Origin of the sequence: Streptomyces sp. SLBN-118, from assembly GCF_006715635.1 — a bacterium.
GTDB lineage: Bacteria > Actinomycetota > Actinomycetes > Streptomycetales > Streptomycetaceae > Streptomyces.
This window is the reverse complement of record NZ_VFNP01000001.1, coordinates 3506906-3530319: the sequence shown is the minus strand read 5'-3', so window position 1 is coordinate 3530319 and position 23414 is coordinate 3506906. Positions and strand designations below refer to the sequence as shown.

The 23414-nt window shown below is 69.3% G+C and carries 26 protein-coding genes and 2 pseudogenes; 17 read left to right on the top strand and 11 right to left on the bottom strand.

The window, feature by feature from the left end:
* Nucleotides 1-410 precede the first annotated feature (410 nt).
* The 4 genes from FBY35_RS16070 (at nucleotide 411) to FBY35_RS16055 (ending at nucleotide 3262) form a co-directional block, all read left to right on the top strand.
* A complete protein-coding gene (locus FBY35_RS16070) occupies nucleotides 411-614 on the top strand; it encodes a cold-shock protein (RefSeq protein WP_142214454.1) in 204 nt (67 codons plus the stop codon).
* A gap of 318 nt (nucleotides 615-932) precedes the next feature.
* Complete coding sequence (locus FBY35_RS16065; RefSeq protein ID WP_142214453.1) at nucleotides 933-2444, top strand: DEAD/DEAH box helicase; 1512 nt, start codon at nucleotides 933-935, stop codon at nucleotides 2442-2444.
* 46 nt (nucleotides 2445-2490) lie between these two features.
* On the top strand, nucleotides 2491-2895 hold the full coding sequence (locus FBY35_RS16060; protein ID WP_142214452.1) for a CBS domain-containing protein: 405 nt from the start codon (nucleotides 2491-2493) through the stop codon (nucleotides 2893-2895).
* Between the two features lie 55 nt (nucleotides 2896-2950).
* On the top strand, nucleotides 2951-3262 hold the full coding sequence (locus FBY35_RS16055) for an SCO5918 family protein (RefSeq protein WP_142214451.1): 312 nt from the start codon (nucleotides 2951-2953) through the stop codon (nucleotides 3260-3262).
* Nucleotides 3263-3366: 104 nt separating this feature from the next.
* On the opposite strand, the gene FBY35_RS16050 is transcribed toward FBY35_RS16055, so the two are convergent.
* From FBY35_RS16050 to FBY35_RS16040, 3 genes and pseudogenes are all read right to left on the bottom strand, one after another.
* Complete coding sequence (locus FBY35_RS16050; RefSeq protein ID WP_142214450.1) at nucleotides 3367-3726, bottom strand: hypothetical protein; 360 nt, start codon at nucleotides 3724-3726, stop codon at nucleotides 3367-3369.
* Between the two features lie 177 nt (nucleotides 3727-3903).
* Nucleotides 3904-4304, bottom strand: a pseudogene (locus FBY35_RS16045) (L-threonylcarbamoyladenylate synthase); the annotation flags it as partial.
* A gap of 337 nt (nucleotides 4305-4641) precedes the next feature.
* The gene (locus FBY35_RS16040) at nucleotides 4642-5622 is read right to left on the bottom strand and encodes a DUF3800 domain-containing protein (RefSeq protein ID WP_260848626.1); all 981 of its coding nucleotides are present in this window, start codon (nucleotides 5620-5622) and stop codon (nucleotides 4642-4644) included.
* A 157-nt stretch (nucleotides 5623-5779) separates the two neighbouring features.
* Here FBY35_RS16040 and FBY35_RS16035 point away from each other — a divergent pair, with 157 nt between their 5' ends.
* The gene (locus FBY35_RS16035; RefSeq protein WP_142214448.1) at nucleotides 5780-6124 is read left to right on the top strand and encodes a VOC family protein; all 345 of its coding nucleotides are present in this window, start codon (nucleotides 5780-5782) and stop codon (nucleotides 6122-6124) included.
* A gap of 101 nt (nucleotides 6125-6225) precedes the next feature.
* On the opposite strand, the gene FBY35_RS16030 is transcribed toward FBY35_RS16035, so the two are convergent.
* The gene (locus FBY35_RS16030) at nucleotides 6226-7101 is read right to left on the bottom strand and encodes a sigma-70 family RNA polymerase sigma factor (protein ID WP_142214447.1); all 876 of its coding nucleotides are present in this window, start codon (nucleotides 7099-7101) and stop codon (nucleotides 6226-6228) included.
* A gap of 101 nt (nucleotides 7102-7202) precedes the next feature.
* Between FBY35_RS16030 and tsaA the strand changes: the two genes are divergently transcribed.
* Nucleotides 7203-7631, top strand: a complete 429-nt coding sequence (gene tsaA / locus FBY35_RS16025) for a tRNA (N6-threonylcarbamoyladenosine(37)-N6)-methyltransferase TrmO (RefSeq protein WP_142214446.1) — start codon at nucleotides 7203-7205, stop codon at nucleotides 7629-7631.
* A 16-nt stretch (nucleotides 7632-7647) separates the two neighbouring features.
* On the opposite strand, the gene FBY35_RS36105 is transcribed toward tsaA, so the two are convergent.
* On the bottom strand, nucleotides 7648-7806 hold the full coding sequence (locus tag FBY35_RS36105; protein ID WP_160159273.1) for a hypothetical protein: 159 nt from the start codon (nucleotides 7804-7806) through the stop codon (nucleotides 7648-7650).
* 99 nt (nucleotides 7807-7905) lie between these two features.
* Between FBY35_RS36105 and FBY35_RS37135 the strand changes: the two are divergent.
* Together FBY35_RS37135 and FBY35_RS16015 are read left to right on the top strand one after the other, a co-directional pair.
* A pseudogene (locus tag FBY35_RS37135) lies at nucleotides 7906-8097 on the top strand (sigma factor-like helix-turn-helix DNA-binding protein); the annotation flags it as partial.
* The gene (locus FBY35_RS16015) at nucleotides 8063-8248 is read left to right on the top strand and encodes a hypothetical protein (protein WP_142214445.1); all 186 of its coding nucleotides are present in this window, start codon (nucleotides 8063-8065) and stop codon (nucleotides 8246-8248) included. The pseudogene FBY35_RS37135 and the gene FBY35_RS16015, both read left to right, overlap by 35 nt.
* Nucleotides 8249-8263: 15 nt before the next feature.
* Here FBY35_RS16015 and FBY35_RS16010 read toward each other — a convergent pair whose 3' ends face one another.
* Together FBY35_RS16010 and FBY35_RS37735 are read right to left on the bottom strand one after the other, a co-directional pair.
* Nucleotides 8264-9949: a bifunctional 3'-5' exonuclease/DNA polymerase gene (locus tag FBY35_RS16010; RefSeq protein WP_142214444.1), complete on the bottom strand. Its 1686-nt coding sequence runs from the start codon at nucleotides 9947-9949 to the stop codon at nucleotides 8264-8266.
* Between the two features lie 56 nt (nucleotides 9950-10005).
* Complete coding sequence (locus tag FBY35_RS37735) at nucleotides 10006-11283, bottom strand: helix-turn-helix transcriptional regulator (protein WP_142214443.1); 1278 nt, start codon at nucleotides 11281-11283, stop codon at nucleotides 10006-10008.
* A 160-nt stretch (nucleotides 11284-11443) separates the two neighbouring features.
* On the opposite strand from FBY35_RS37735, the gene FBY35_RS16000 reads away from it, so the two are divergent.
* The 4 genes from FBY35_RS16000 to FBY35_RS15985 all read left to right on the top strand — a co-directional run bounded on the left by FBY35_RS16000 (nucleotide 11444) and on the right by FBY35_RS15985 (nucleotide 15352).
* A complete protein-coding gene (locus tag FBY35_RS16000) occupies nucleotides 11444-12352 on the top strand; it encodes an NADP-dependent oxidoreductase (RefSeq protein ID WP_142215098.1) in 909 nt (302 codons plus the stop codon).
* A gap of 57 nt (nucleotides 12353-12409) precedes the next feature.
* Nucleotides 12410-13093, top strand: a complete 684-nt coding sequence (locus FBY35_RS15995; protein WP_260848625.1) for a lipoprotein — start codon at nucleotides 12410-12412, stop codon at nucleotides 13091-13093.
* A gap of 222 nt (nucleotides 13094-13315) precedes the next feature.
* Nucleotides 13316-14155: a nitrilase-related carbon-nitrogen hydrolase gene (locus FBY35_RS15990; RefSeq protein WP_142214442.1), complete on the top strand. Its 840-nt coding sequence runs from the start codon at nucleotides 13316-13318 to the stop codon at nucleotides 14153-14155.
* A 66-nt stretch (nucleotides 14156-14221) separates the two neighbouring features.
* Nucleotides 14222-15352 carry a DUF2786 domain-containing protein gene (locus tag FBY35_RS15985; protein WP_142214441.1) on the top strand — a complete coding sequence of 377 codons (1131 nt, stop codon included), beginning with the start codon at nucleotides 14222-14224 and terminating at the stop codon, nucleotides 15350-15352.
* 61 nt (nucleotides 15353-15413) lie between these two features.
* On the opposite strand, the gene FBY35_RS15980 is transcribed toward FBY35_RS15985, so the two are convergent.
* Nucleotides 15414-16082 (bottom strand): hypothetical protein, encoded by a 669-nt coding sequence (locus FBY35_RS15980; protein ID WP_260848624.1) that lies wholly within the window; start codon nucleotides 16080-16082, stop codon nucleotides 15414-15416.
* Nucleotides 16083-16368: 286 nt separating this feature from the next.
* Complete coding sequence (locus FBY35_RS15975) at nucleotides 16369-16824, bottom strand: hypothetical protein (protein WP_260848623.1); 456 nt, start codon at nucleotides 16822-16824, stop codon at nucleotides 16369-16371.
* Nucleotides 16825-17126: 302 nt separating this feature from the next.
* Between FBY35_RS15975 and FBY35_RS15970 the strand changes: the two genes are divergently transcribed.
* Nucleotides 17127-17360, top strand: coding sequence for a DUF397 domain-containing protein (locus FBY35_RS15970; RefSeq protein ID WP_142214438.1), 234 nt, complete (start codon nucleotides 17127-17129; stop codon nucleotides 17358-17360).
* A gap of 24 nt (nucleotides 17361-17384) precedes the next feature.
* On the opposite strand, the gene FBY35_RS15965 is transcribed toward FBY35_RS15970, so the two are convergent.
* On the bottom strand, nucleotides 17385-17894 hold the full coding sequence (locus FBY35_RS15965) for an ATP-binding protein (protein ID WP_142214437.1): 510 nt from the start codon (nucleotides 17892-17894) through the stop codon (nucleotides 17385-17387).
* A gap of 312 nt (nucleotides 17895-18206) precedes the next feature.
* Between FBY35_RS15965 and FBY35_RS15960 the strand changes: the two genes are divergently transcribed.
* The 4 genes from FBY35_RS15960 to FBY35_RS15945 all read left to right on the top strand — a co-directional run bounded on the left by FBY35_RS15960 (nucleotide 18207) and on the right by FBY35_RS15945 (nucleotide 21933).
* Complete coding sequence (locus tag FBY35_RS15960; protein ID WP_186356949.1) at nucleotides 18207-19070, top strand: helix-turn-helix transcriptional regulator; 864 nt, start codon at nucleotides 18207-18209, stop codon at nucleotides 19068-19070.
* 67 nt (nucleotides 19071-19137) lie between these two features.
* Nucleotides 19138-20595 (top strand): aldehyde dehydrogenase family protein, encoded by a 1458-nt coding sequence (locus FBY35_RS15955; RefSeq protein WP_142214435.1) that lies wholly within the window; start codon nucleotides 19138-19140, stop codon nucleotides 20593-20595.
* Nucleotides 20596-20697: 102 nt separating this feature from the next.
* Nucleotides 20698-21246 (top strand): DinB family protein, encoded by a 549-nt coding sequence (locus tag FBY35_RS15950; protein WP_142214434.1) that lies wholly within the window; start codon nucleotides 20698-20700, stop codon nucleotides 21244-21246.
* Nucleotides 21247-21291: 45 nt separating this feature from the next.
* Nucleotides 21292-21933 carry a PadR family transcriptional regulator gene (locus FBY35_RS15945; protein ID WP_142214433.1) on the top strand — a complete coding sequence of 214 codons (642 nt, stop codon included), beginning with the start codon at nucleotides 21292-21294 and terminating at the stop codon, nucleotides 21931-21933.
* On the opposite strand, the gene FBY35_RS15940 is transcribed toward FBY35_RS15945, so the two are convergent.
* Nucleotides 21934-23367, bottom strand: coding sequence for a glutamate decarboxylase (locus tag FBY35_RS15940; RefSeq protein WP_142214432.1), 1434 nt, complete (start codon nucleotides 23365-23367; stop codon nucleotides 21934-21936).
* Nucleotides 23368-23414: the final 47 nt, after the last annotated feature.

Here is a 23414-nt window from a genome sequence, read left to right as displayed (position 1 = left end):
CTGTGTCGAGACCGGCTACGGGTCGACGGGGCCGACGCCGGGCGAGACGGTGCCACCGGAACAGTTGTGCCCCCCGAGCGGTGAACGGTGCCCGCTTTTCCTGAAACGCTGCGCTCCGGGTGGCGCAATATCTATGACCGCGAGATGAGGGTTTAACGCGCAGTGCGGGGAGTGTTTTTATGGCAACCAAGGGAGTGGAGTAATTTACCGTACATGGGCTGCTACCTCATGCTACCGTCGATCTCAGTTGCAGTTGTGGTTCCCAAAAACTCTCGAGCTCCTTCGCCGGAATTTCCCGGCAATCTGGAAGCTTTTTGTATTGCCGGTCTTTTTCCGGACGGGGCATCATCGCGGCGACCCGGTATCCGCACATCGCGGGTCCCGGCGTACTGCCTCAAAGGAGATATGACGTGGCGTCAGGCACTGTGAAGTGGTTCAACGCGGCCAAGGGTTTCGGCTTCATCGAGCAGGACGGTGGGGGCGCCGACGTGTTCGCCCACTTCTCGAACATCGCTGCCGAGGGCTTCCGTGAGCTGGTCGAAGGCCAGAAGGTCACCTTCGACATCGCGGCGGGCCAGAAGGGCCCGACGGCCGAGAACATCGTTCCCGCCTGACGCTGACGCGGACTTCGTAGCTGGGGCCCGGCATCCCTCGGGGTGCGGGTCCCAGCTGCGGATCTTTCCCACAGTGGTGTCACCTGTGGGACGACGAGTCCCATCCTCAGGGATGCGCGTCTTTTCGGAGCTGTACCGGTCGATGTCCAGGATTTCACGTCCGCATGGCGTCACCTATTTCATGGCTTGCATCCCGCACCGGATTCAGGGCAAGCCGCATTCCTTTTCGTATTCCATCCGGTTCGTTCTTGTGATTCCCCGAGCTGCTCTTTCGCTGCGGGAATTCCTTGATGCGCGCCGTATCAAGGAAGGTTCTCGATGAACCCCACACGTACGAACGGCCGTTCCTCCCGCCCCCGCCGGACCGAGGGCCCCGCTTTCGGGTCCGGCGCCGGTTCGAGGCGGGGCGCCCGCTTCGGCTCGCCCGCCCCCACCCGTTCCGGCACCCCGGGCCGATCGGGTGGCCACGGCCGGCGGCCCGCCGCGGTCCAGGGCGAGTTCGCCCTGCCGAAGACGATCACTCCCGCGCTGCCCGCGGTCGAGGCGTTCGCCGACCTCGACATGCCCAAGCAGCTGCTGGCCACACTGACCACGCAAGGCGTGAGCGTCCCGTTCCCGATTCAGGGCGCGACCCTGCCCAACACCCTCGCGGGCCGCGACGCCCTGGGACGCGGGCGCACCGGCTCCGGCAAGACCCTCGCCTTCGGCCTGGCCCTGCTGGCCCGCACCGCCGGACAGCGCGCTGAGCCCCGCCGGCCGCTGGCCCTGGTCCTCGTGCCGACGCGTGAGCTTGCCCAGCAGGTGACCGACGCACTCACCCCCTACGCCCGCTCGGTGAAGCTGCGCCTGGCCACGGTCGTCGGCGGAATGCCGATCGGCAGGCAGGCCAATGTGCTGCGCGGTGGCGCCGAGGTCGTCGTTGCGACGCCGGGCCGGCTCAAGGACCTCATCGACCGCGACGACTGCCGACTCAATCAGGTCGCGATCACCGTCCTGGACGAGGCTGACCAGATGGCCGACATGGGCTTCATGCCCCAGGTCACCGCGCTCCTGGACCAGGTACGCCCCGAGGGCCAGCGGATGCTGTTCTCCGCCACCCTCGACCGCAACGTCGACCGCCTGGTCCGCCGCTACCTCACCGACCCCGTCGTGCACTCCGTCGACCCGTCCGCAGGTGCGGTCACCACGATGGAGCATCACGTGCTGCACGTCCACGGCGCCGACAAGCACCGGACGACGACCGAGATCGCGGCCCGCGAAGGCAGGGTGATCATGTTCCTGGACACCAAGCACGCCGTCGACCGGCTGACACAAGACCTGCTGAACAGCGGGGTGCGGGCCGCCGCCCTGCACGGCGGCAAGTCGCAGCCCCAGCGCACCCGGACCCTGGCCCAGTTCAAGGCCGGACACGTCACCGTGCTCGTGGCCACGAACGTCGCCGCCCGCGGCATCCACGTCGACGACCTCGACCTCGTCGTCAATATCGACCCGCCGACCGACCACAAGGACTACCTGCACCGCGGCGGCCGAACCGCGCGGGCCGGGGAGTCCGGCAGCGTCGTCACCCTGGTCACCCCCAACCAGCGCCGGGACATGACCCGCCTCATGACAGCGGCCGGCATCGTGCCCCAGACCACGCAGGTCCGCTCCGGCGAAGAGGCACTCGGCCGGATCACCGGCGCCCAAGCCCCCTCCGGCATCCCCGTGACGATCACCGCGCCGGTAGTCGAGCGGCGTCAGCGCAGCGCGGCCTCACGCGGCCGGCGCAGCCCCGCTTCGGCGGCCCGGCGCATGACAGCGCGGCAGACCTCCTTCGACGCGGCGGCCTAGAAACTTCGGGATCAGGAAACTGGCCCACCACTGCAGGAGGCACCTTTTGACGCTGGTTCAGATGCAGCCCCGCTCGATGTGTGCCACCCCCGTGCACAGGACGGCGGCCGACGCCATGGACACCGCCGGACCGCAGGTCTGCGACGACATGACCGTCGAGGTCGCCCTGTCCGTCATGGCCAGCGCCCGCACCGGACACCTCCTCGTCTGCGACAACGACGGTCTGTGCACCGGACTTCTCACCCAGGCCCATCTCACCGCAGCCCGTGACAGCTCCACGTACACGGACCGGATCCAGCTGCGGGACATCCTCGGCGACCGAGGGCCGTTCACCTCGCCCGTGACCACCATGGCCGAAGCCGAGCACGCGATGCGTTACAGCCGACTCGATGCCCTGCTGGTGGTCGACGAACACGGCAGTGCTCTGGGCGTCCTCGCCCTTGCCCGCTGAACCGCCTCAACCGTGGCAGAACCATCCCCCCTCGTCCCTCTCCCTGTGAGGCATCATGCGCTGTGTCATCGCCCGCTTCCCGTTCGACCTCACCAAGAGCGGCGTCCTGGAATCGATGAAGGGCGTCAAGCCCGAGCAGGCTTCCGGCGAGTCCGTGATCATCGGCCGCCGCACCTACCCCGTCAAACAGGTCGGCCAAGTAATCACACGCCAGGACCGCCGCGACTTCAGCGCCAGCGAAGTCCTCCGAGCCATGACCCGGCTCGGCTTCACCTGCCGCGAACTTCCCCAGGCCCCCGCGCCCACCCGCGTTCTCAACCCGCTCCAACAGGCTTCCGCGATGCTCGGCGCCCCTGTGGCCGCCTGACCGACGGGCAGGCGCGAGCCGCCGACAAGCAGCGGTGAAGGTCCGACCGGGGTGCGCCGGTCGGACCCTCACCGCGTACCGAGGTTTCTCGGCGCGGCAATGGGTCAGTGGTCGGAGTAGCTGAAGTCGCCCATTGTCCAGGCACTGACGTCCTCGATCGCCACGCGGTACATCCCGCCCGTCTCCGGGATCCCCACCGCGCCCTGCAAAATCCGCGCCACATGGAAGTGCAGATGCCTGGGCGGCCCCTCCCCGTGCGTCGCAGCGGTGAACACGGCGGAGAAATCGCTCAGGCGGGCCGAGTCCGCCAAAACCTCCGACACCCGCTGCCTCCAGACGACTTCGGGAGCCAGCCGCCCCGTGATGACAGCACCACCGGCGACCACGGTCAGAGACATCTGATTGCTGTGCCCGGACTCCACCAGAGCGGCGACGTCAACAAGCAGTTCGTCAGGCTTCGACATGAGAGACGATTTTAATCACGAGCCGTCTGATCAGCTCAAGCAGTGGTACTCCACGAAAAATGCAGGATCGAACTGCGCAGACGACAATGCCGGAGGCCGGGGCGGGTGGCAACAGCTTGATGGTCCGGCCCTGTCGGCCAGCGTCCCCGACAGTGAAAGGGCTCGGCTCGCGGCGCCTCAGTGAGAGTCCCCCAGTTCGGGTACGACCTCGCGCAGCTGCTCGGTGCTGAGCACGCCCGCGCGGAGCAGGACCGGTGCCTTGCCGGTGACGTCCACGATCGAGGACGGCACGGCAGCCGAGGTCGGGCCGCCGCCGAGGTGGACGGAGACGGAGTCGCCGAGCATGTTCTGTGCGGCGTCGCAGTCCTGGGGGGACGTCTGCCCCGTCAGGTTGGCGCTGGAGCCCGCCATCGGCCCGGTCTCGGTGAGCAGGTCGAGGGCCACGGGGTGTGCCGGCATTCGGACCGCCACCGTGCCGTGGGTGTCGCCGAGGTCCCACTGCAGCCACGGTTAGTGGGGGCGACCAGGGTCAGCCCGCTGGGCCAGAAGGCGCGTACGAGCTGGCATGCCTGTTCGGAGAGTCTCATCCCAATGCCGATGCGAAGCTCCCCGATTGGCCCCCGCTCCGACCAGCGATGCTGCCATTCAGGACGGCCTTGGGGTTGCAGTACGGGAACGGATGGGAACCTGGTGGGAACGGAAGGATCAGGAACGATGCGGCACGACCAGACGGAAGTAGAAGCCTGCACCCGCTCCGACCTGCATCTTTCCCAAGATCCGAGCAAAGTTGATCAAGATCGTGATGATCATGTGTCGACTCGTAATGCGTAGGTCTCGGGTTCGAATCCCGAAGGCGGCTCAAGAAAGCCCAGGTCAGTTCTCCGCTGACCTGGGCTTCTTTCATTGGTCGCACTTTCATTGGTCCGCCTGAGCGTGAGCGGGGCCCAGCAGGGACCAGCTTCGGTCGTCGCCCCAGATCGAGGACGCGTCCACATACGGCCGCAGCAGCGCCGTGAGCTCCGCGTCGCCCCGGCCGTTGAGTTCGTCCGAGGCTATCTTCCGTGCCACTCCGGCCAGGAAATCGGCGAGCTGAACGCGCGGATCGGAGCGGGAGTCGACGAGCCGCACGCTGGTCAATCGGCCCTGTGGTGAACGGAGATGCTCCTTGAGCCAGGCGATGCGCTCTTCCGTCAGCGCGTTCTGCTCGTCGTGGACGAGGGAGACAGGCTGTCCGCCCGCACTCCAGTGGGCGACGGTTTGGACGATGGCCGGAATGAGGGGGTCCAATGACGGAATCTTCGTAGGGTTTTCGAGAGTCCGTGCCCAAAAAGAATCGGCACGGGGCCTGGCCTGTTGAAGCAATTCCATGATGTCGCCGACTCCGTTGCCCGCGCCCGCCGGGTGCAGCGCGTCGACCAGATGGAAGAAGGAGTCGACGGGGGTTCGCGCGTCCCAGCGGTTCTTGGTGCGCATCAGATTGTTGGACGATTCCAGGAAGGCCTGCCACTGTTCGTGCCCGAAGGCGCGAGGGCCCTCGCGATACAGGGTGAGAGCCATGGCGCCCGGGGTCCGGCCGCGACCTTCGCCCACGAGGAGGCCGATGACCCGGCCGACGACGAAGAACGCCTTGTCGGTGAGATGGACGTGAGCGTTCCCGTGGATGGGCCCCGACAGGCCCAGCATCCACTCAAGGGTCGAGCGGTGCTTTCCCCGGAGCAGATGATTCGCTTTGTATTCCTCCGCCGGTGAGCAGATTCTGCTGCGTATTTCCTGGATGGAATCCGCCGCTGGTTCAAGCGGCAGGTGCACGCTGGCGTGGGCGAACTCATCAGTATTTCCGGCGGTGAGATTCTCGCCGTCGGAGCCGGACTCGTCGCAGAAGACTTCCACCCTCACCAGTGTTGGCGATCCTGGTGGTATGCACCATGGGTTTTCCCATGCCTCCGGTCGGGGGGCAGGTCCGTGTGTCCGGCGGTCACATTCCCTCGTCGCGTCGTGTCATGGCAGTGAACGCACGACCTGAGCACGATGAACCCAGTACCAGGAGCACGTCATGAACGAAGGCATCAAGACGATCATCTACCCCGTCAAGGACATCGAGCAGGCCAAGGCCCGCTTCACCGAGCTGCTGGGGTTGGAGCCGGTCATGGACGAGGTCTACTACGTCGGCTACCGCGTCGGCGGCCAGGATGTCGGTCTGGACCCCAATGGCCACAGCCTGGGCATGACGGGCCCCGTCGCCTACTGGCACGTCGATGACATCAGGGCAAGGATCAAGGCGCTCGTCGGTGCCGGTGCGGAGACCCTGCAGGACGTCAAGGACGTCGGCGGCGGCAAGCTGAACGCCATCCTCAAGGACGCGGACGGCAACGTCATCGGCCTGATCCAGGAGGCCTGACGGCCCGCGGCCGAGAGCCGCGAAAACGGTGGCCCGGTCCGTACGCCCTCCGTAGTGACCGGGTCGCCGCAGGCCGCAGGCCGGATGCCTCGCAATCCCCGTCAGCCGCTCAGGACCTCCAGGTCCAGCCGGCCCACGCCCTCGGGGTCGGCGACGATGTCGATCGCGACGATCCTGCCGTCGGAGGCGATCGTGAAGCCGAAGATCACGCGCGGCTGTCCGCCCGGGGCCCACACCAGCCCCGCAGCGCCGTTGATGATCGCCGGCTGCGCTGCCTGCGCACGTCCCGCGAAGGTGTGGGCCACCGCCTGCGCACCGCGTGCCGCGCCCGCTCCCGACCGAACCGCCGCGCTGTCCGCGCGCAGGACGACATCCGGGTCGAGCAGCGCCAGCAGCGCGTCGAAGTCGCCGCCGCGCGAGGCGGCGAGGAAGGCGTCGACGACTTCGCGCTGGCGGGTGACATCGGTTTCGGGGGCGGTTTGCGCGCCCTGGACCCGGCGGCGGGCGCGGCTGGCGAGCTGGCGGGTGGCCGCCGGGGTGCGCTCCACGACGGGGGCGATCTCGTCGAAGGGCACGGCGAACATGTCGTGCAGGACGAAGGCGAGCCGTTCGGCGGGCGTCAGGGTGTCGAGTACGACGAGGAGCGCCAGGCCGACCGAGTCGGCGAGCAGCGCCTGGTGCTCCGGGTCGGCGATGTCCTCGCGGTCGGCGGCCGGTTCCGGACGGTGCGCGTCCCAGGGGTCCTCGCGCCGGGTCTCGTGCGAGCGCAGCATATTGAGGCACACGCGGGCGACGACGGTGGTGAGCCAGCCGCCCAGGTTCTCGACCGCGTCGGCGTCGGAGCGGCTGAGCCGCAGCCAGGCTTCCTGGACGGCGTCGTCCGCCTCGCCGGAGGAGCCCAGCATCCGGTAGGCCACGGCGCGCAGCCGGGCGCGGTGCTCCTCGAAGCGTTCCGCCAGAAAATCGTTCTCGTCCATGGGACACATTCCTTCGCCGCCGCGTGTCACAGGAGTGACCCGTGAGACCGAGCCAATGTGACAACTATCAGCCACGGATCAAGCCACGCGTGGGAGGAAGCATGAAGGACAGTCCGTACGTCCTGCGGCCGATCGGCCGGGTCGAGTCCCCTCTGACCGACCGCGGGTCGGCTCCCAAGCAGGGGGACGAGGGCGCGCCCGAGGCCTGGCTGGTGTTCGAGCCGGAGGTGAGCGAGGGCCTGCGCGATCTGCGGGCGGGTGAGGAGGTGATGGTGCTGACCTGGCTCGATCGCGCGAGCCGCGAAGTTCTGGCGGTGCATCCGCGTGGTGATGGGACGAGGCCGGTGACGGGGGTGTTCTCGACGCGTTCGCCGGACCGGCCCAACCCGATCGGGCTGCACCGGGTGACGCTCGTGGCGATCGACGGGAGGGAGGAGGGCACGAGGGTGCGCGTACGGAACCTGGAGGCGCTGGACGGGACACCCGTACTCGACGTGAAGCCCGTGCTCGACCCAGGGGCCGAGCGCTGAGCGGACCGCCCGTCCGTCACGGCTGGGGAAGAGCCCGGGCGCCCGCCGCGCACACGGCTAGGAGGTACGCCGCCGAGGCCACCCGCACCACCTTCTCGCGGGTCGATGCCGGCCATGAGGTGCGGGTCACCACGACCCCGTACGCGGTCACCGGCGCGCCCCGCTGCAGGCGCACGGGCGGGTTGACGAGGCGTGGGAGCAGTGGCGGCCGGCGGTCGCGACGCCGGAGACCTCCGACGGGGCTACGAGTCGACGCTGGGGGGCGCGCGGAGCCGATCCGACGCTGCGCCTCGCCCTGCTCGGTGCGCTCGGGCAACTCGCTCCCAAGGACCGTGCCGTGGTGGTGCTGCGGTACTGGGAGGACCGCAGCGTCGAGGAGACCGCTGATGCCATGAAGGTCAGCTCGGCTGCCGTTCGCACCAGGTCGACGCGTGCGCTCGCGAAGCTCCGGCAGCAACTGGCAGGTCGATACCTTCCGGCCGAACGGTCTGTCGATCCAGATCTCCGCCTACAACGCCCCGACCCCCAAGTCGCTCAAGCGCGGCAAACAACCCCTGATCACGATGGAGGAGCTGAAGGCCATCGCCACGGACCCCGTGTGGCTCACGGCCCGATAGCCCCCCGGGACACGGTCACTTCGCGTCCGCGTAACACTCCACCACCGCCGTCGTGAACGGAAACCGCACCGGCGTCCGACCGAATGCGATCCGCCCGGCCAGCTCACCGGCCTCGCGGATCGCCTTCGCGACCTCCGCCGCCTCGTCCGCCGGGCAGTGGACGATCACCTCGTCGTGCTGGAAGAAGACCAGCTCGGCACGCATGCCGGCGGTGGCCTGCCGCAGGGCCGCCAGCATCAGCAGGGCCCAGTCCGCCGCGCTGCCCTGCACCACGAAGTTACGGGTGAAACGGCCGCGCGCCCGTGCGTTGGAGGAGGCGTAGCCGGGGGTGAACTCCGTATCCGTGGAAGGGAGTTCCTCGCTCTCCTGGGGGATTCCCGCCTCGTCGTCGTCCCCCGAACCAGCCGCCCGCGGGCTCGTGCGCCCCAGCCAGGTGCGCACCAGCCGCCCCTCCTCGCCCGCCCGTGCCGCCTCGTCGACGTACGACACGGCGAGCGGGAATCTGCGTCTGAGCATCGCCAGGTTCTTCAGGCCGTCGCCCGAGGTCTGGCCGTAGATCGCTCCGAGCAGCGCGACCTTCGCGTGGTCGCGGTCCCCGGAGAAGGCCCGGTCGGACAGCGCGGAGTACAGATCGCCCTCATGGCCGGCGACGTCCATCAGGCCCGGGTCGCGGGAGATCGCGGCCAGTACCCGCGGCTCCATCTGGTCGGCGTCCGCGACCACCAGGCGCCAGCCCGCGTCCGCGACGACCGCGCGCCGGATCACCTTCGGGATCTGAAGTGCCCCGCCGCCATTGGTCGTCCAGCGGCCCGAGACCGTGCCGCCGGGCAGATACTCGGGGCGGAAGCGGCCGTCGCGGACCCAGTCCTGGAGCCAGCCCCAGCCGTGCGCGGTCCAGATGCGGTACAGCTTCTTGTACCGGATCAGCGGCTCCACCGCCGGGTGGTCGATCTCTTCCAGCTCCCAGCGCCGGGTCGACTTCACCCTGATCCCCGCCTGCGCGAACGCCTTCACCACATCCGCGGGCAGATCCGGGCGCACCCGTCGCCCGAAGGCGGCCGACACCTCGTCCGCCAGCTCCGCCAGGCGGCGCGGCTCTCCACCGCCCGCGTACCGCTCGCCCAGCAGCTCGTGCAGCACGTCCCGGTGGACGTCCGCGCGCCACGGCAGCCCGGCGCGGTTCATCTCGGCGGCCACCAGCATGCCCGCGGACTCGGCGGCCGTGAGCAGCCGCATCCGCCCCGGATGCACGGCGGTGTCGTGTCTTCGCTGCTGGCCGGCGTAGACCTCGAGGAGCGCTTCCAGCGGTACGGGCACGGGCTGTGGCTCGAAGAGCGAGGACTGCGAGCCCGGTTCCGCCGCTCGCTGCGGGGGATCGGGTGGTACGGGGCGGTTGTGCAGCCGGGCAAAGGCCGCCGCCGCCGACCGGGGTTCGCCGAGCCGTCCCTCGTGGCCGAGCAGCAGGAGCTCCGCGTCCTCGATGTCGTAACACCGCTCGACGCGCACCCCCGCCGCCAGCAGCCGGGGGTAGATCTCGGAGGTGGAGCGCCAGACCCATCTGCCGACGTCCGGGCGGGAGCGGACGGCCTCGGTCAGCTCGGGCTCCTCCTGGACGGGCCCGGCGGGCAGGCCGTCGGGGCCGAGGGGGACGAGCCGCGCCCCCTCGCCCTCCGCCGCCGCCAGAGCCCATCGTTCGCTCATGGGAGCGAGTGTCGCAGCCGGGTCCGACAACGGCTCCGATCCACGGGCCGCGCCCCCTACGCGACCGCGTGGAACAACGCCGATGCCTCGCCCCGCGAGGCCACTCCCAGCTTGGTCAGGATGTTGGCGACATGGAACTTCACCGTCGACTCGCTGATGTGCAGCTCCTCGGCGATCACCCGGTTGCGGTGCCCGCGGGCCAGATGCGTCAGCACCTCCAGCTCCCGCGCCCCCAGTGAACCGAGCGGATCCGCCTGTACGGCCGGTGGCGCCCCCAGCGGAATGGTCGCCGTGACCGTGGTGCCCCAGCCGGGCACGGCGTCGACGTCGAGCCGCCCGCCCAGCGCATCGAGGCGCTCGCCCACCCGGTGCGGACCGAGCGAGCAGCTGGAGATGTCGCCGGGGCCGTCGTCCCGTACCGTCGCGCGCAGTTCGGCGTCGGTCAGGTGCCAGCCGACATGGACCCGGCTCACCTCGTCCTGTTCGAGGACGGTCAGCAGCACGGCCCGTACGACGGCGCGCGCCGCGTGAGCCACGTCGGCGGCCAGCGGACGGGCCGAATCGGGCGCGCCCAGTTCCAGGCGGACCGGGCTGTAGCGCAGCATCGGCCGCAAGGAGTCCGCGAGCCGGGCGAAGGCCTGTCCGGCGGGCTCCTCGGCGACCGCCTGGTCGCGTTCGGCCTCGGCCCGCAGTTCGACGAGCGCGGTGACCGCCAGATCGACGGCCGCCGCGCGTGCCGTCGTGTCGTCGAGGCCCCGGCCGCGCAGCACGCCGAGCACTCCCGACAGCGCGGTCGCATGGGCCTCGGTCAGCTCGGCGATCACTCTGGCCCGCTCTGCTGCCGAAGCCCGCGACCGGGCCAGCGCGCTCGGTACGGCCTCGGTGGCGAGCCGGTCGAAATGGCTGGTGACCAGGTCCCACATGGTCTGGACGACGGCGGTGTCCGCCGCGGGGACAGGAGGCAGAGGGGTGGTGTCGCCCGTTCGTACGAGCACAAGCAGCGCCCCGCGCGGGGTCGCGTCGCTGGCCACAGCCAGCACCTGGTGCTCGGCTCCGCCGATCCTGGCCGTGCCCTGCCAGGGCTGTCCTGCGGGCACGGAGGCGGCCAGCGGATCCAGTTCGGCCGCCGTGATCCGGCCCGCCGGGGCGTGCTCGCCGTACGTCTTGAAGGGGGAGTGCGCGCAGTGCGTGGACAGTTCGGCCACGGCCAGATGCGGGACGAGCCCGTTCAGGGTCGCGGACAGCCGCGGCAGGATCGCGCCGAGCGGCTGCCGGATCACCTCGTAGGCGGCGGCCAGGGCAGACCCGGCGTTCTCGGATCCGGTCAGTTCCATGACGGCCAGCGTACGGCGGCGACGGGCGCGGGGGGCTGTCCCTTCGGCCAGGTCGAACTGTCCGAAAGGCGGGCCGGGTCCGCAGCGCCGGGGACCGAGGGTTGACCTCGGTTGATCCCGACGGCAGGAGCCAGTCATGTCACAGACGCACATGTCCCAGATGCGAGCGATCGTCTTCGAAGAGTTCGGCGGACCCGAGGTGCTGCGCCTCGTGCGGGCCGAAGTGCCGCAACCGGGCCCCGGCCAGGTGCGGGTGAGGGTCAGGGCGGCGGGCGTCAACCCGCTGGACTACAAGATCCGTTACGGCTGGATGGAGCACCAGTACCCGACCACCCTCCCGCGGATCCCCGGGCTCGAGTTCGCCGGGATTGTCGACGAGGTCGGCGAGGGCGTCACGGATGTCGCGGCCGGCGACGAGGTCCTGGGGTGGACGACCACCGGCGCCTACGCCGAGTACGCCCTGGCCGAGTCCTTCGTGCCCAAGCCCGCGGGCGTCGGCTGGGCGGACGCCGCGGCCCTGCCCGTCGCGACCGAGACCGCGCAGCGGGTGCTCGACCTGCTCGGCGTGCGCAGTGGCGAGACGCTGCTGCTTCACGGCGCCGCCGGGGCGGTCGGAGCGGCGGCCGTCCAGCTCGCCCGGGAGACGGGCGTGAGGGTCGTCGGCACGGCGTCCCCGGCGAACCACGACTACCTGGGGAAGCTGGGTGCGACACCCGTGGCGTACGGCGAAGGCCTGGTCGAGCGCGTGCGCACGGCCGCTCCCCAGGGTGTGGACGCGGTCTTCGACGCGGCGGGCAAGGGCGCGCTTCCCGCCTCGGTCGAACTGCGCGGCGGCACGACGGACCGCATCATCACCATCGCGGACCCGGACGCGGCGGCGCACGGGGTCCCCTTCTCGGCGGGCGGCACCCAGCGCCCGGAGATCGCCCTGGCCGGGCATGCCCGGCTGGCGGCGGACGGCACGATCCGGATCCCGGTCGTGGAGGCCTTCCCGCTGGAGGAGGCGGCCAAGGCGCAGGCTCTGAGCGAGACGGGCCATGTGCGGGGGAAGCTGGTGATCATTCCCTGACGGCAGCGATCTAGGATCGGTCAGGTTTGTTCGGAACTGACCCAGGGGTGGGGAATCGTGGTGCGAGGTCTTCTGCGGGGCGTGGGTTCCGGGCTGGTCCCGGCGGCACTGGTGACGGTGGCGCTGACCGGCTGCTCGTCGGAGGAGGCCTCGGACCGGCCTCTGCCGCAGGCGAGCGCGAAGGGCGCTTCGAAGGTGGACGGGAAGGCGGACGGGAAGGCGGACGGGAAGCGGGACGCGCCGGTGGCCGCCGCGAAGGGCGGCACGGTCGGGGGCCCGGGGTCGCCGTGCGCCCTGCCCGTCTCGTTCGATCTGGCGGCCGACTGGAAGCCGAAGGCCGACACGATGGACAAGCAGTTCGGGCTGACGAAGCAGGGCCCCGTCACCCTCGTCTGCGAGATCGACGCCAAGCCTGCCGGGAACATCGGCTTCCTGCGCGTCTGGACCGGGGGCCGCGCCGGTGACGATCCCCGCAAGGCGCTGGAGGCGTTCGTCGCCGGGGAGGCGAAGAGCAGGGACAAGGTCGCGTACGCCCAGATCAAGGCGGGCGAGTACGCGGCCACCGAGGTGACCTACCTCAACACCAACGAGTTCCTGGACGCGCCGAAGAAGGAGCGGGCGCTCGCCCTGACGACCCCCAAGGGCGTGGTCGTCGTGCATCTCGGCGGACTGGACACCGCGGAGCACGAGGCTATGCTCCCGGCGTACGAGCTGGCGAAGAAGAGCGTCCGCCGGGCTTAGGGCCTGTCGTTCGGATCTTGCCGGGCTCGCGTGCCCTGGCACGCACATCTGCTGCGTTGTCGTCAGTCGCCTACGCTCCGCGTGGGCTCCTTCCTCCGCCTTGCAACTGCACGCACCAGACCCCGCTCACTGATCCGGCCTGATCCGAACGACAGGCCCTAGGACCTGGCCGGCCGGCCCGCCCGAGGTGCCCGATCGCCCCACCGCTGTCAGGCTCGTTGCATGCGAATGGCACTGGCACAGACCGACTGCGTACTGGGGGACGTGGACGCGAATCTCGAAACGGCCCGGGAGCAGATCGAGCAGGCCGTCGCCCAGGGCGCGGATCTCGTCGTCTTCCCCGAGCTGAGCCTGCACGGCTACCACCTGGGCGCGCTGCGGCGCGATGCCTCGGTGCAGGCGCGCGATCCGCGGCTGCTCAAGCTGGGGACGTACGGCGCGGACGTGGTGGCGGGGTTCCACGAGCACACCGCGCTGCGGGCCTACAACGCCTGTGCGTACTACAGCGGCGGTGAACTCCTGCACACACACAGGAAGTTGTATCTGCCCAACTATCTGGCCTGGGAGGAGCGCAAGCACGTCAGCCCCGGCCAGCTGCTGCGCGCTTACGACCTGCCGGGCGGCGCCGGTCGCGCAGCCACGCTCATCTGCAACGACGCCTGGCAGCCGGCGCTGCCCTGGCTCGCCGTGCAGGACGGGGCCGAGGTCGTGATCGTGCCCGCGAACAGTGCGGCCAGCCTCGATCCGGAGGCGATGGACACGGGTCTGTACTGGGACAGCCTGCTCACCTACACGGCGCGGATGCTCCAGTGCTGGGTCGTGTTCGTGAACCGGGTGGGCAGCGAGAACGGGGCGTCGTTCTGGGGCGGTTCACGAGTGGTCGACCCGCGTGGTTCGGTGGTGGCCCAGGCGCCCAAGTGGGAGCCGGGGCTCGTGACCGTGGACATCGACCTCCACGAGGCGCGGCGGCAGCGGAGGGCGGTGCCGCTGGTGGCGGAGGCACGGCTGGGGCTGATCGACCGCGAGGTGCGACGGCTGATCGACGAAGGCGGGGACAGTTAGGCGCAGCGGCTTTGGCACGAGGGGCAGGCCCCAGCCCGTGGGACACCCCGTGGGATCATCGGAGGCGTGAGCACGGTCGGCACGGTCGAGAAGGCGCTTGCCGTGGCCTTGTACGCCGACGGCCACGAAGGGCTCGACACGGGCGCTTCCCTGCTCGCCGCCGATCCGGACGCCGACATCGAACTGAGGCTGCGCGGCGAGGAGTTCCTGCGCCGGGCCTGGGAGCGCGGCTGGCAGCCCGCCGATCTCGTACGGCTCGTACGGCGCGACCTCGGCGACGTGCACGAGCGGCTGGCCGCCGGGCTGATCACGGGGGAGAGCGCTCGGTACGCGCATCTCGCCCCGCGCTGGCGGGCCCAGCTCGACGAGCTGAAGCAGCCCCCGTACACCGCCGACCGCTTCTCGTACGCGACCGCCGTACTGGAGCTGTACCGCCTGCTGATCCGGCTCCCCGCGATCGAACCGGTCGGCCCGATACCCGGCGCGCCCCTCTCCGCCGAGCCCGCGCCGCACGAGCCGCGCATGCTGGGCCGGATCCGGGCGCTGCTCGCCAAGGCGGAGGCGACCGGCTATCCGCAGGAGGCGGAGGCGCTCACCGCGAAGGCCCAGGAGCTGATGGCACGGCACAGCCTGGACGAGGCGATGCTCGCGGCGCGGGCCCATCGTCCCGACGTGCCCGCGGCCTGCCGCATCGGCGTGGACGCCCCCTACGAAACGGCCAAGGCGATCCTGCTGGACGCCGTCGCCTCCGCCAACCGCTGCCGCGCCGTATGGAACAGCGCCTTCGGCTTCTCGACGGTCGTCGGCTTCGACGGCGACCTGGAGGCGGTCGAGCTGCTCTACACCTCGCTGCTGGTCCAGGGGACGACGTCGATGACCCGCGCGGAGGCGACCCAGCGCGCGGGCGGCCGCAAGCGGACGAAGACCTTCCGGCAGTCCTTCCTGATGTCGTACGCCGCCCGCCTCGGCGAACTCCTCACGGCGGCGACCGACGCGGTGACGGCCGACGAGGGAAGCGACCTGCTGCCGGTCCTGGCCGCGCGGGACGTGGCGGTCACCGACCGCGCGGAGCAGATGTTCCCCGAGACGACGACCACTCGGGTACGCGGCGCGACCGACGAGGCCGGCTGGGTGCACGGCAGGGCTGCCGCGGACACAGCGCATCCGGTGCGGGAGCGCCGCAGGCTCAGCGGCTGAGCGGGCTTGAGCGCGACGGCGGACCCCTGCCCCGCCGCAAGGGCAGGGCAGGGGCCGTGCGTCAGCGCTCCTGGACGAACGCCCTGCCCCCGTGGGCATCCGCGGAGCAGGACTTCTTCTCCGCGTCCGTCATCTTGCGGCTCTTGACGACCACCGCGTTGCTCTTACCGTCCGTACCGTTCGCGGCCGGACCCGTGATGGTGTCCTGCCAGAACCAGTAGTAGTGATCCCACTTGGGGCTGTCGTAGTGGGTCTGCCAGGTGCCGGAGACCTTCTGCATCACCTGGGCGCGGGAGATCCAGCCCACTTCACCGGGCTTGACCGTCATGCCCAGGGAACTGCTCTCCGAGTGCGTGCTCGTCCAGGTGTGGCTGTAGGTCGCCGTCACACTCAGGTCGATGATGCCCGCGATCTTGCCGCCAGCGGTGACCGAGACGCCGACCGAGTCGGTCGAGCCCACGGTGTCGCTCCAGGTCATGGACTGAGTGGCGTCCGACGTACTGCAGTTGTAGAGCGAGTCGGAGACCTGGCGGAACTCACCCAGGTACGCCTCGCCCAGCTGGGGGGAGTTGAAGGTGCACTTGCCCTCGCCGGAGGCGCAGTCGGCCGTCAGCTGCTCCCGTGTCGGCTGCTCTTCGGCGGAGGCGGGCAGGGCAGTCGCCGCCGCGATTCCGCAGGCCGCCGCCGTCAGGGCCAGTAAACGGCCGCCGTGCCGTATGGCGCGGTTCATCCTCATGTTGGTGCCTTTCGGTTGTGCATGGGGGGTCGGTGAACCGGGCGCCTTCACACGGGAGTTGAGGCTCCCGCACCCGTCCGCGCTCACCGCCTGTGCATGCGAGGCTGTCCCAACAGCCTCCGTAGCCACACCAAGAGGAAGTAAAGTTGTAGTTGACGGTGCAATCGCCGCCGGGCGGGACCGCGCTGACACGACGGCGGGCCGCGAACCCGTGAAGGTCCGCGGCCCGCGGCCGACTTCGAACGTCAGGACGTGAGAGGTGCCAGAGGCACCGGAGGCGTCAGGGAGTCGGGATACCGGTCGGCAGTCCCGTCGGCAGCCCCTCGGGCAGCTTGCCCGGCGCGGTCTTGGAGAGCGTGTCCTTCGCGCCCCCGTCCCACGAGATCACCAGCTTGGAGCCGTCGTTGGACTCGATCGAGCCCATCGTGCGGTCGGTGTTCCCGTCCGCGCACTTCAGCGACAGCATCGGTTTGCCGCCGTGGTCCGTCACCTCGCCCGTGCAGACATGACCGTCGCCGACGACCGCCGCGGTCTTGCCCGAGACGGACAGCGCGACGGCCTTGCCGTCGGTCACACCGGACCAGGCGCCGTCGATGCTCCCACTCGCCGACCCGCTGTCGCCGCCCGCCTCGGTCGGCGTGGCGGACGTCGTGCCCTTGCCCGCGTCGTCGCTGTCGCTGCTGCCACAGCCGGTCAGCGCGAGCGCGGCCACAAGACCCGCCGCGGCGACTGACATTCGTACGCGCTTGTGCACCTATCGGTCCCCCTAGTCGGTTTCAAGACCGCGCCAAGCTACCAGCACGACGTGCGCACTCCGGCGGGGAACCCGACGTGTGCCTGCTCACGTACGTCTGGAATGGGAGCCGGAAGGGTGCGGGACACGTCTCTCCCTTAAAGGAAGCTTCCACCGGAGCTGTAACCGTGGGGCCACCAGGCGTGCACGTGCATCTGCTCGTGCCGGTGCCCATGCATTGGCATATGAACACAGCTATGATCCGGGATGGTTGACACCTGCACCTTGCACCCGGGGAGCGACTTGTGCCCAACGTGTACAACGGCATGGCGGCGACGGAGCTGCACGGTGTCGTCTGGCAGAAGAGCAGGCACAGCAACTCCCAGGGCTCGTGCGTGGAGTTCGCCAAGCTGCCGGGCGGGGACGTGGCGATGCGCAACTCACGGCACCCGGACGGCCCCGCACTCGTATATACGCCGGCGGAGATAGAAGCGTTGCTTCTGGGCGTCAAGGACGGGGAATTCGATCACCTGGTCTAGGTCCTGATCGACCGGACACGGCGCCTAGCCGAGCCGGAACAGCGCCCAGACCACCTTGCCGTGCAGCGATCCGGCCAGCGGGTGCCAGCCCCAGCTGTCACTGAAGGAGTCCACGAGGAAAAGGCCCCGGCCGGACTCGGCCGCGCCACTGGGATCCGGGAAGGAGGCGTCGCCGCTCTCGCCGGCCGCCCCCGGGCTGTCCTGGCTGGGGTCGCGCACCGCGCACACCAGCCGGGTCGTCCAGCGCATCAAGTGCAGCCGTACAGCCGGTTCCTGGGTCTCCCTGTACGTCTCCCCCGGCAGTGCATGCCGCAGTGCGTTGGTCACGAGTTCGGACACGACCAGGGCGACATCGTCGAAACGGTCGCTCAGTTCCCACTGGCCGAGAGTGGTCCGGGTGAACTTCCGCGCTCCACGCACCGCTTCGAAGCGGGCTGGCAGGGCGCACGAGGCCGAGCTGGAGACCGCCGCGGGATCGATAGGCGGAAGCCCCTGCCTTAACGGCTCGAGCATGGTCGATCCATTCATCCCCATGCGAGGCACTCCCGGGAATCGCGGCTGTGACGCTACAACACGAACGAGCACGCAGGTGCGCGAGGTCCATGGTTCCCAATGCGTAGGGCAGATGCAAGGGCAGATGCACGTGCACGCGCCCGGCCTGTCCGACCCCGTGGCGGTTCTTGCTCATTTCTTCCACCAAACTCTTTCCAGCCCTTGCCAAGGCCGTCTCATTTCCGTAATCGAATGAGTACGGGGTGAAGCGTTTTGGTGGCAGAATCCCGGGTCTCGGGGTTCGGGGGTGCTCCGGCAAGGCGGACCAATGAGTCGATGGGGAGGGTTGGGGTCGTGACCGCAGGCGAATCGAGCGGTTCGGTGGTACGGCGCATCCTGTTGGGCTCGCAGCTGCGGCGGCTGCGCGAAACACGCGGCATCACCCGAGAGGCGGCCGGGTACTCGATCCGGGCGTCCGAATCCAAGATCAGCCGCATGGAGTTGGGACGGGTGAGCTTCAAGGCGAGGGACGTCGAGGACCTGCTGACCCTCTACGGAGTCACGGACGAAGCGGAGCGCGGGTCCCTCCTGGGTCTCGCCAAGGAAGCCAATGTGGCCGGCTGGTGGCACAGCTTCGGCGATGTACTGCCGGGCTGGTTCCAGACATACGTCGGTCTGGAAGGCGCCGCCTCGCTCATCCGTATCTATGAAGTGCAGTTCGTGCACGGCCTGCTGCAGACCGAGTCGTACGCCCATGCCGTCGTCTCCCGCGGTATCCCCGGCGCCCCCACGGCCGAGATCGACCGCCGTGTCGCCCTCCGCCTCGAACGCCAGAAGGTTCTGGTCTCCGAGCGTGCCCCCCGCTTCCATGCCGTCCTCGACGAGGCGGCGCTGCGCCGCCCCTACGGCGACCGCTCAGTGATGCAGGGCCAGTTGAGGCATCTGATCGAGATCTCCGAGCAGTCCAACATCACGCTTCAGGTGATGCCCTTCAGCTTCGGCGGACACGCGGGCGAGAGCGGCTCGTTCACGATGCTGCGCTTCCCCGAGTCGGACCTCTCCGACATCGTCTATCTGGAGCAGTTGACCAGCGCCCTGTATCTCGACAAGCGCGAGGAAGTGGCGCAGTACGAACGGGTGATGAGGCGTCTGCAGGAGGACAGCCCGGATCCGGCCGAGACCCGGGATCTTCTTCGAGGGCTCCTTCAACTCACCTGAAACACAAGTACGATGACCCGACATCAGGCATCTGCTTCTGCAGTCTTCCGGTAAGGAATCGGATCACATGTCCTTCTTCACCGAGCTGGCCCACCAGTACATCGATGGCGAGTGGAGGCCGGGAAGCGGCTCCTGGGACATCATCGATTTCAACCCGTACGACGGCGAGAAGCTGGCCTCGATCCCCGTTGCCACCGCCGCCGAGGTGGACCAGGCCTACCGCGCCGCCGAGCGGGCGCAGGAAGCCTGGGCCGCGACCAATCCGTACGCCCGCCGCCTGGTCTTCGAGCGTGCCCTGCGCATCATCGAGGACCGCGAGCAGGAGATCACCGAGACGATCATCGCGGAGCTCGGCGGCACGCATCTGAAGGCGGCCTTCGAACTCCACCTCGCCAAGGAGTTCCTGCGCGAGGCGATGCAGCTCTCGCTGCGGCCCGAGGGCCGCATCCTGCCCTCGCCGGTCGACGGCAAGGAGAACCGCGTCTACCGGCTGCCGGTCGGCGTCGTGGGCGTGATCAGCCCCTTCAACTTCCCCTTCCTGCTGTCCATCAAGTCGGTGGCCCCCGCGCTGGCGCTGGGCAATGCCGTCGTCCTCAAGCCGCACCAGAACACCCCGATCTGCGGCGGGTCCCTGGTCGCCAAGGTCTTCGAGGACGCGGGCCTGCCCGCCGGGCTGCTCAATGTCGTCATCACCGACATAGCGGAGATCGGCGACGCGCTGCTGGAGCACCCCGTACCGAAGGCGATCTCCTTCACCGGCTCAGACAGGGTGGGGCGACATGTCGCCACGGTCTGCGCCGCCAGCTTCAAGCGTGCCATCCTCGAACTGGGCGGCAACAGCGCGCTGATCGTGCTGGAGGACGCGGACATCGACTACGCGGTGGACGCTGCGGTCTTCAGCCGTTACGTGCACCAGGGCCAGGTCTGCATGGCCGCGAACCGTGTCCTGGTGGACCGGAAGGTGGAGAAGGAGTTCACCGAGAAGTTCGTCGCCAAGGTCAAGAGCCTCAAGGTCGGCGACCCCAAGGACCCCGGCACCCACATCGGCCCGCTGATCAACTCCACGCAGGCGGACGCGGTCACGGCGCTGGTCGACCAGACCGTCGAGGCCGGGGCGACCGCTCTGCTGCACGGCAGCTCCGAGGGCAATCTGGTGCGCCCGTCGGTGCTGACCGGGCTCGATGCCGACTCGCCGGTCCTGCAGCAGGAGATCTTCGGCCCGGTGGCTCTGATCGTGCCGTTCGACGGGGAGGACGAGGCGGTCAGGATCGCCAACGACACTCCGTACGGCCTGAGCGGCGCGGTGCACACCGCTGACATCGAGCGCGGTGTACGGATCGCCCGGCGCATCAACACGGGGATGATCCACATCAACGACAGCACGGTCCACGACGAGCCGATCGTGCCCTTCGGCGGCGAGAAGCACTCGGGCAGCGGCCGGCTGAACGGCGAGTCGATGATCGAGGCCTTCACCACCCAGAAGTGGATCTCGGTGCAGCACGGGCGCTCGCACTTCCCGTTCTGACGTTCCTGGAGCCTGGGCCCTTTGCGGACAGAAGCTGACCGCAAGTGTCCGTAACTTGGTTGTTGTCAGGACGGCACAACCAAGCTCGGAAGGGCGGACTTCATGGTCACTCACGTTCCCGCAGAGGCTCAGGGCGACGAGCGCGGCGCGCTGCTCTCCTTCGTCGAGGCGCAGCGCGGCGCGATCCGCCGTTCGGTACTCGGGCTGACCGAGGAACAGGCCGCGAGCCGGCCCAGCGCCAGCGAGCTCTCGCTCTCCGGGCTGCTCAAGCATGTTGCGGAGACGGAGCTGGGCTGGCTGCGGATGGCGCAGCAGCGGCCGAACGAGCGGCAGCGCACCGAGGAGACCTGGGGGGACAGCTTCCGTCTGGTGGGCGACGAGACCGTCCCGGAGATGCTGGCCTTCTGGGACGAGGTGGCCAAGGAGACGGAGGCGTTCGTCCACTCCGTGCCCAGCCTGAACGACACCTTCCCGCTGCCTCCCGCGCCCTGGTTCCCCAAGGACGCCGCGGTGTCCGTGCGCTGGCTGCTGCTGCACCTGGTCGAGGAGATCGGCCGGCACGCCGGGCACGCCGACATCATCCGCGAATCGCTGGACGGCAAGGGTGCGTTCGACCTGGTGGCGCTGGAAAGCGGTCAGAGCTGGGGCTGAGCCCTGCCGGGTACTCTATTCAAAGTTGAATAGAAAGGTACGCGGATGTCAGCGATCCGGCTGCTGGTCCTCGGGGCCGTACGTCAGCACGGGCGGGCGCACGGCTACCAGGTCCGCAACGATCTGGAGTACTGGGGCGCGCACGAGTGGTCCAACGCCAAGCCGGGCTCGATCTATCACGCGCTGAAGCAGATGGCGAAGCAAGGGCTGCTGCACGCCCATGAGACCGCGCCGTCCACGGCGGGCGGGCCGCCGCGCACCGAGTACGAGATGACCGAGAAGGGCACGGAGGAGTTCTTCAAGCTGCTGCGGACGTCACTTACGGCCTTCGACGAGAGGATGGACGTGCTCTCTGCGGGGATCGGCTTCATCGTCGACCTCGAGCGGGAGGAGGCCGTGGCCCTGCTGAAGGAGCGGGTACGCGGCCTGGAGGAGTGGCGGTCCTCGGTGACCGAGTACTACACGCCGGAGGCGGGGCCCGAGTCGATCGGGCACATCGGCGAGATCATGAACATGTGGGTGGGCTCGGCGGACTTCGGCGCACAGTGGACGCGGGGGCTGATCCGGCGGATCGAGGACGGGGCGTACGTGTTCGCGGGCGAGGGGGAGCCTTTCACCGGGGTGCTCGCGGACGGCGAGGAGAATCCGTACGCGACGGGCGAACGGCATCCCCACGACGACCGCTGATCAGTGGTGGAACGCGGACGCCGCTGCCGTGTCCTTGGTCAACGGGTGCGGCTGGCGGCGCAGTTCCGGCAGCAGCTGGTTCAGATCGTCCAGCAGCAGCTCGCCGAGGTCGGCCGAGAAGCCGTTGCGGATCACCAGCCGCAGCACGGAGAGGTCCTCGCGGTTGGGCGGGAAGGAGTACGCGGGGACCAGCCAGCCGCGTTCGCGCAGCCGCCGCGAGACGTCGAAGACGTCGAAGTTCTTCACGTCCGGCGCTGTGGTGACCGCGAAGACGGGCAACTGGTCGCCTCGCGTGAGGAGTTGGAACTCCTCCAGCGCCTCCATCCGGTCAGCGAGCGTGCAGGCGATGTCACGGGAGGTCTGCTGAACCGCCTTGTAGCCCTCCCGGCCGAGGCGCAGGAACGTGTAGTACTGCGCGACGACCTGCGCGCCGGGCCGCGAGAAGTTGAGGGCGAACGTCGGCATGTCGCCGCCCAGATAGTTGACCCGGAAGACCAGCTCCTCCGGCAGGTCCTCGTGCGAACGCCACAGCGCCCAGCCGACCCCCGGATAGACCAGGCCGTACTTGTGCCCGGACGTGTTGATCGACTTGACCCGGGGCAGCCGGAAGTCCCAGACCAGATCCTCGTCGATGAACGGCGCCACCATCCCGCCGGACGCCCCGTCGACATGGACGGGGATGTCCAGGCCCGTACGCTCCTGCAGGGCGTCCAGCGCGGCACAGACCTCGGCGACGGGCTCGTACGACCCGTCGAAGGTCGAGCCCAGCACGCTCACCACGCCGATGGTGTTCTCGTCGCAGAGATCGGCCGCCGCCTGCGGATCGAGATGGAAGCGGTCGCCCTCCATCGGCACGAGACGCGCCTCGACCTCCCAGAAATTGCAGAACTTCTCCCAGCAGACCTGGACGTTGGCGCCCGTCACCAGGTTCGGCCGGGCGGCGGAGGGATAACGGTCCGCGTTGCGCCGCGCCCAGCGGCGCTTGAGCGCCATCCCGGCGAGCATGCAGGCCTCGCTTGAGCCGGTGGTCGAGCAGCCGACCGCGCCGGCCGGGTCCGGGGCATTCCACAGGTCGGCGATCATGGCCACACAGCGCCGCTCCAGCTCGGCGGTGCGCGGGTACTCGTCCTTGTCGATCATGTTCTTGTCCCGGCACTCCGCCATCAGCACCCCGGCCTGCGGCTCCATCCAGGTGGTGACGAAGGTGGCGAGGTTGAGCCGTGCGTTGCCATCGAGCATCAGCTCGTCATGCACCAGCTGGTATGCCGTCGTGGGCGGAAGCGGCCCGTCCGAAAGCCGGTGCGTGGGGGGAGCCGCGGTCATTCCGCCGACCGGGTCGGCGGAGTAGAAGGGGTTGACCGAGAGCCTGCGCTCCCCCGCCTGCCCGGCGGCGCCCTGGTCCGGAGGGACGCAGGCGCCCTTGTGGAGTGGCATCGTCGGTATCCGCCTTCCTGGTTCATCGGTGAGCGATCAGCCTTCAG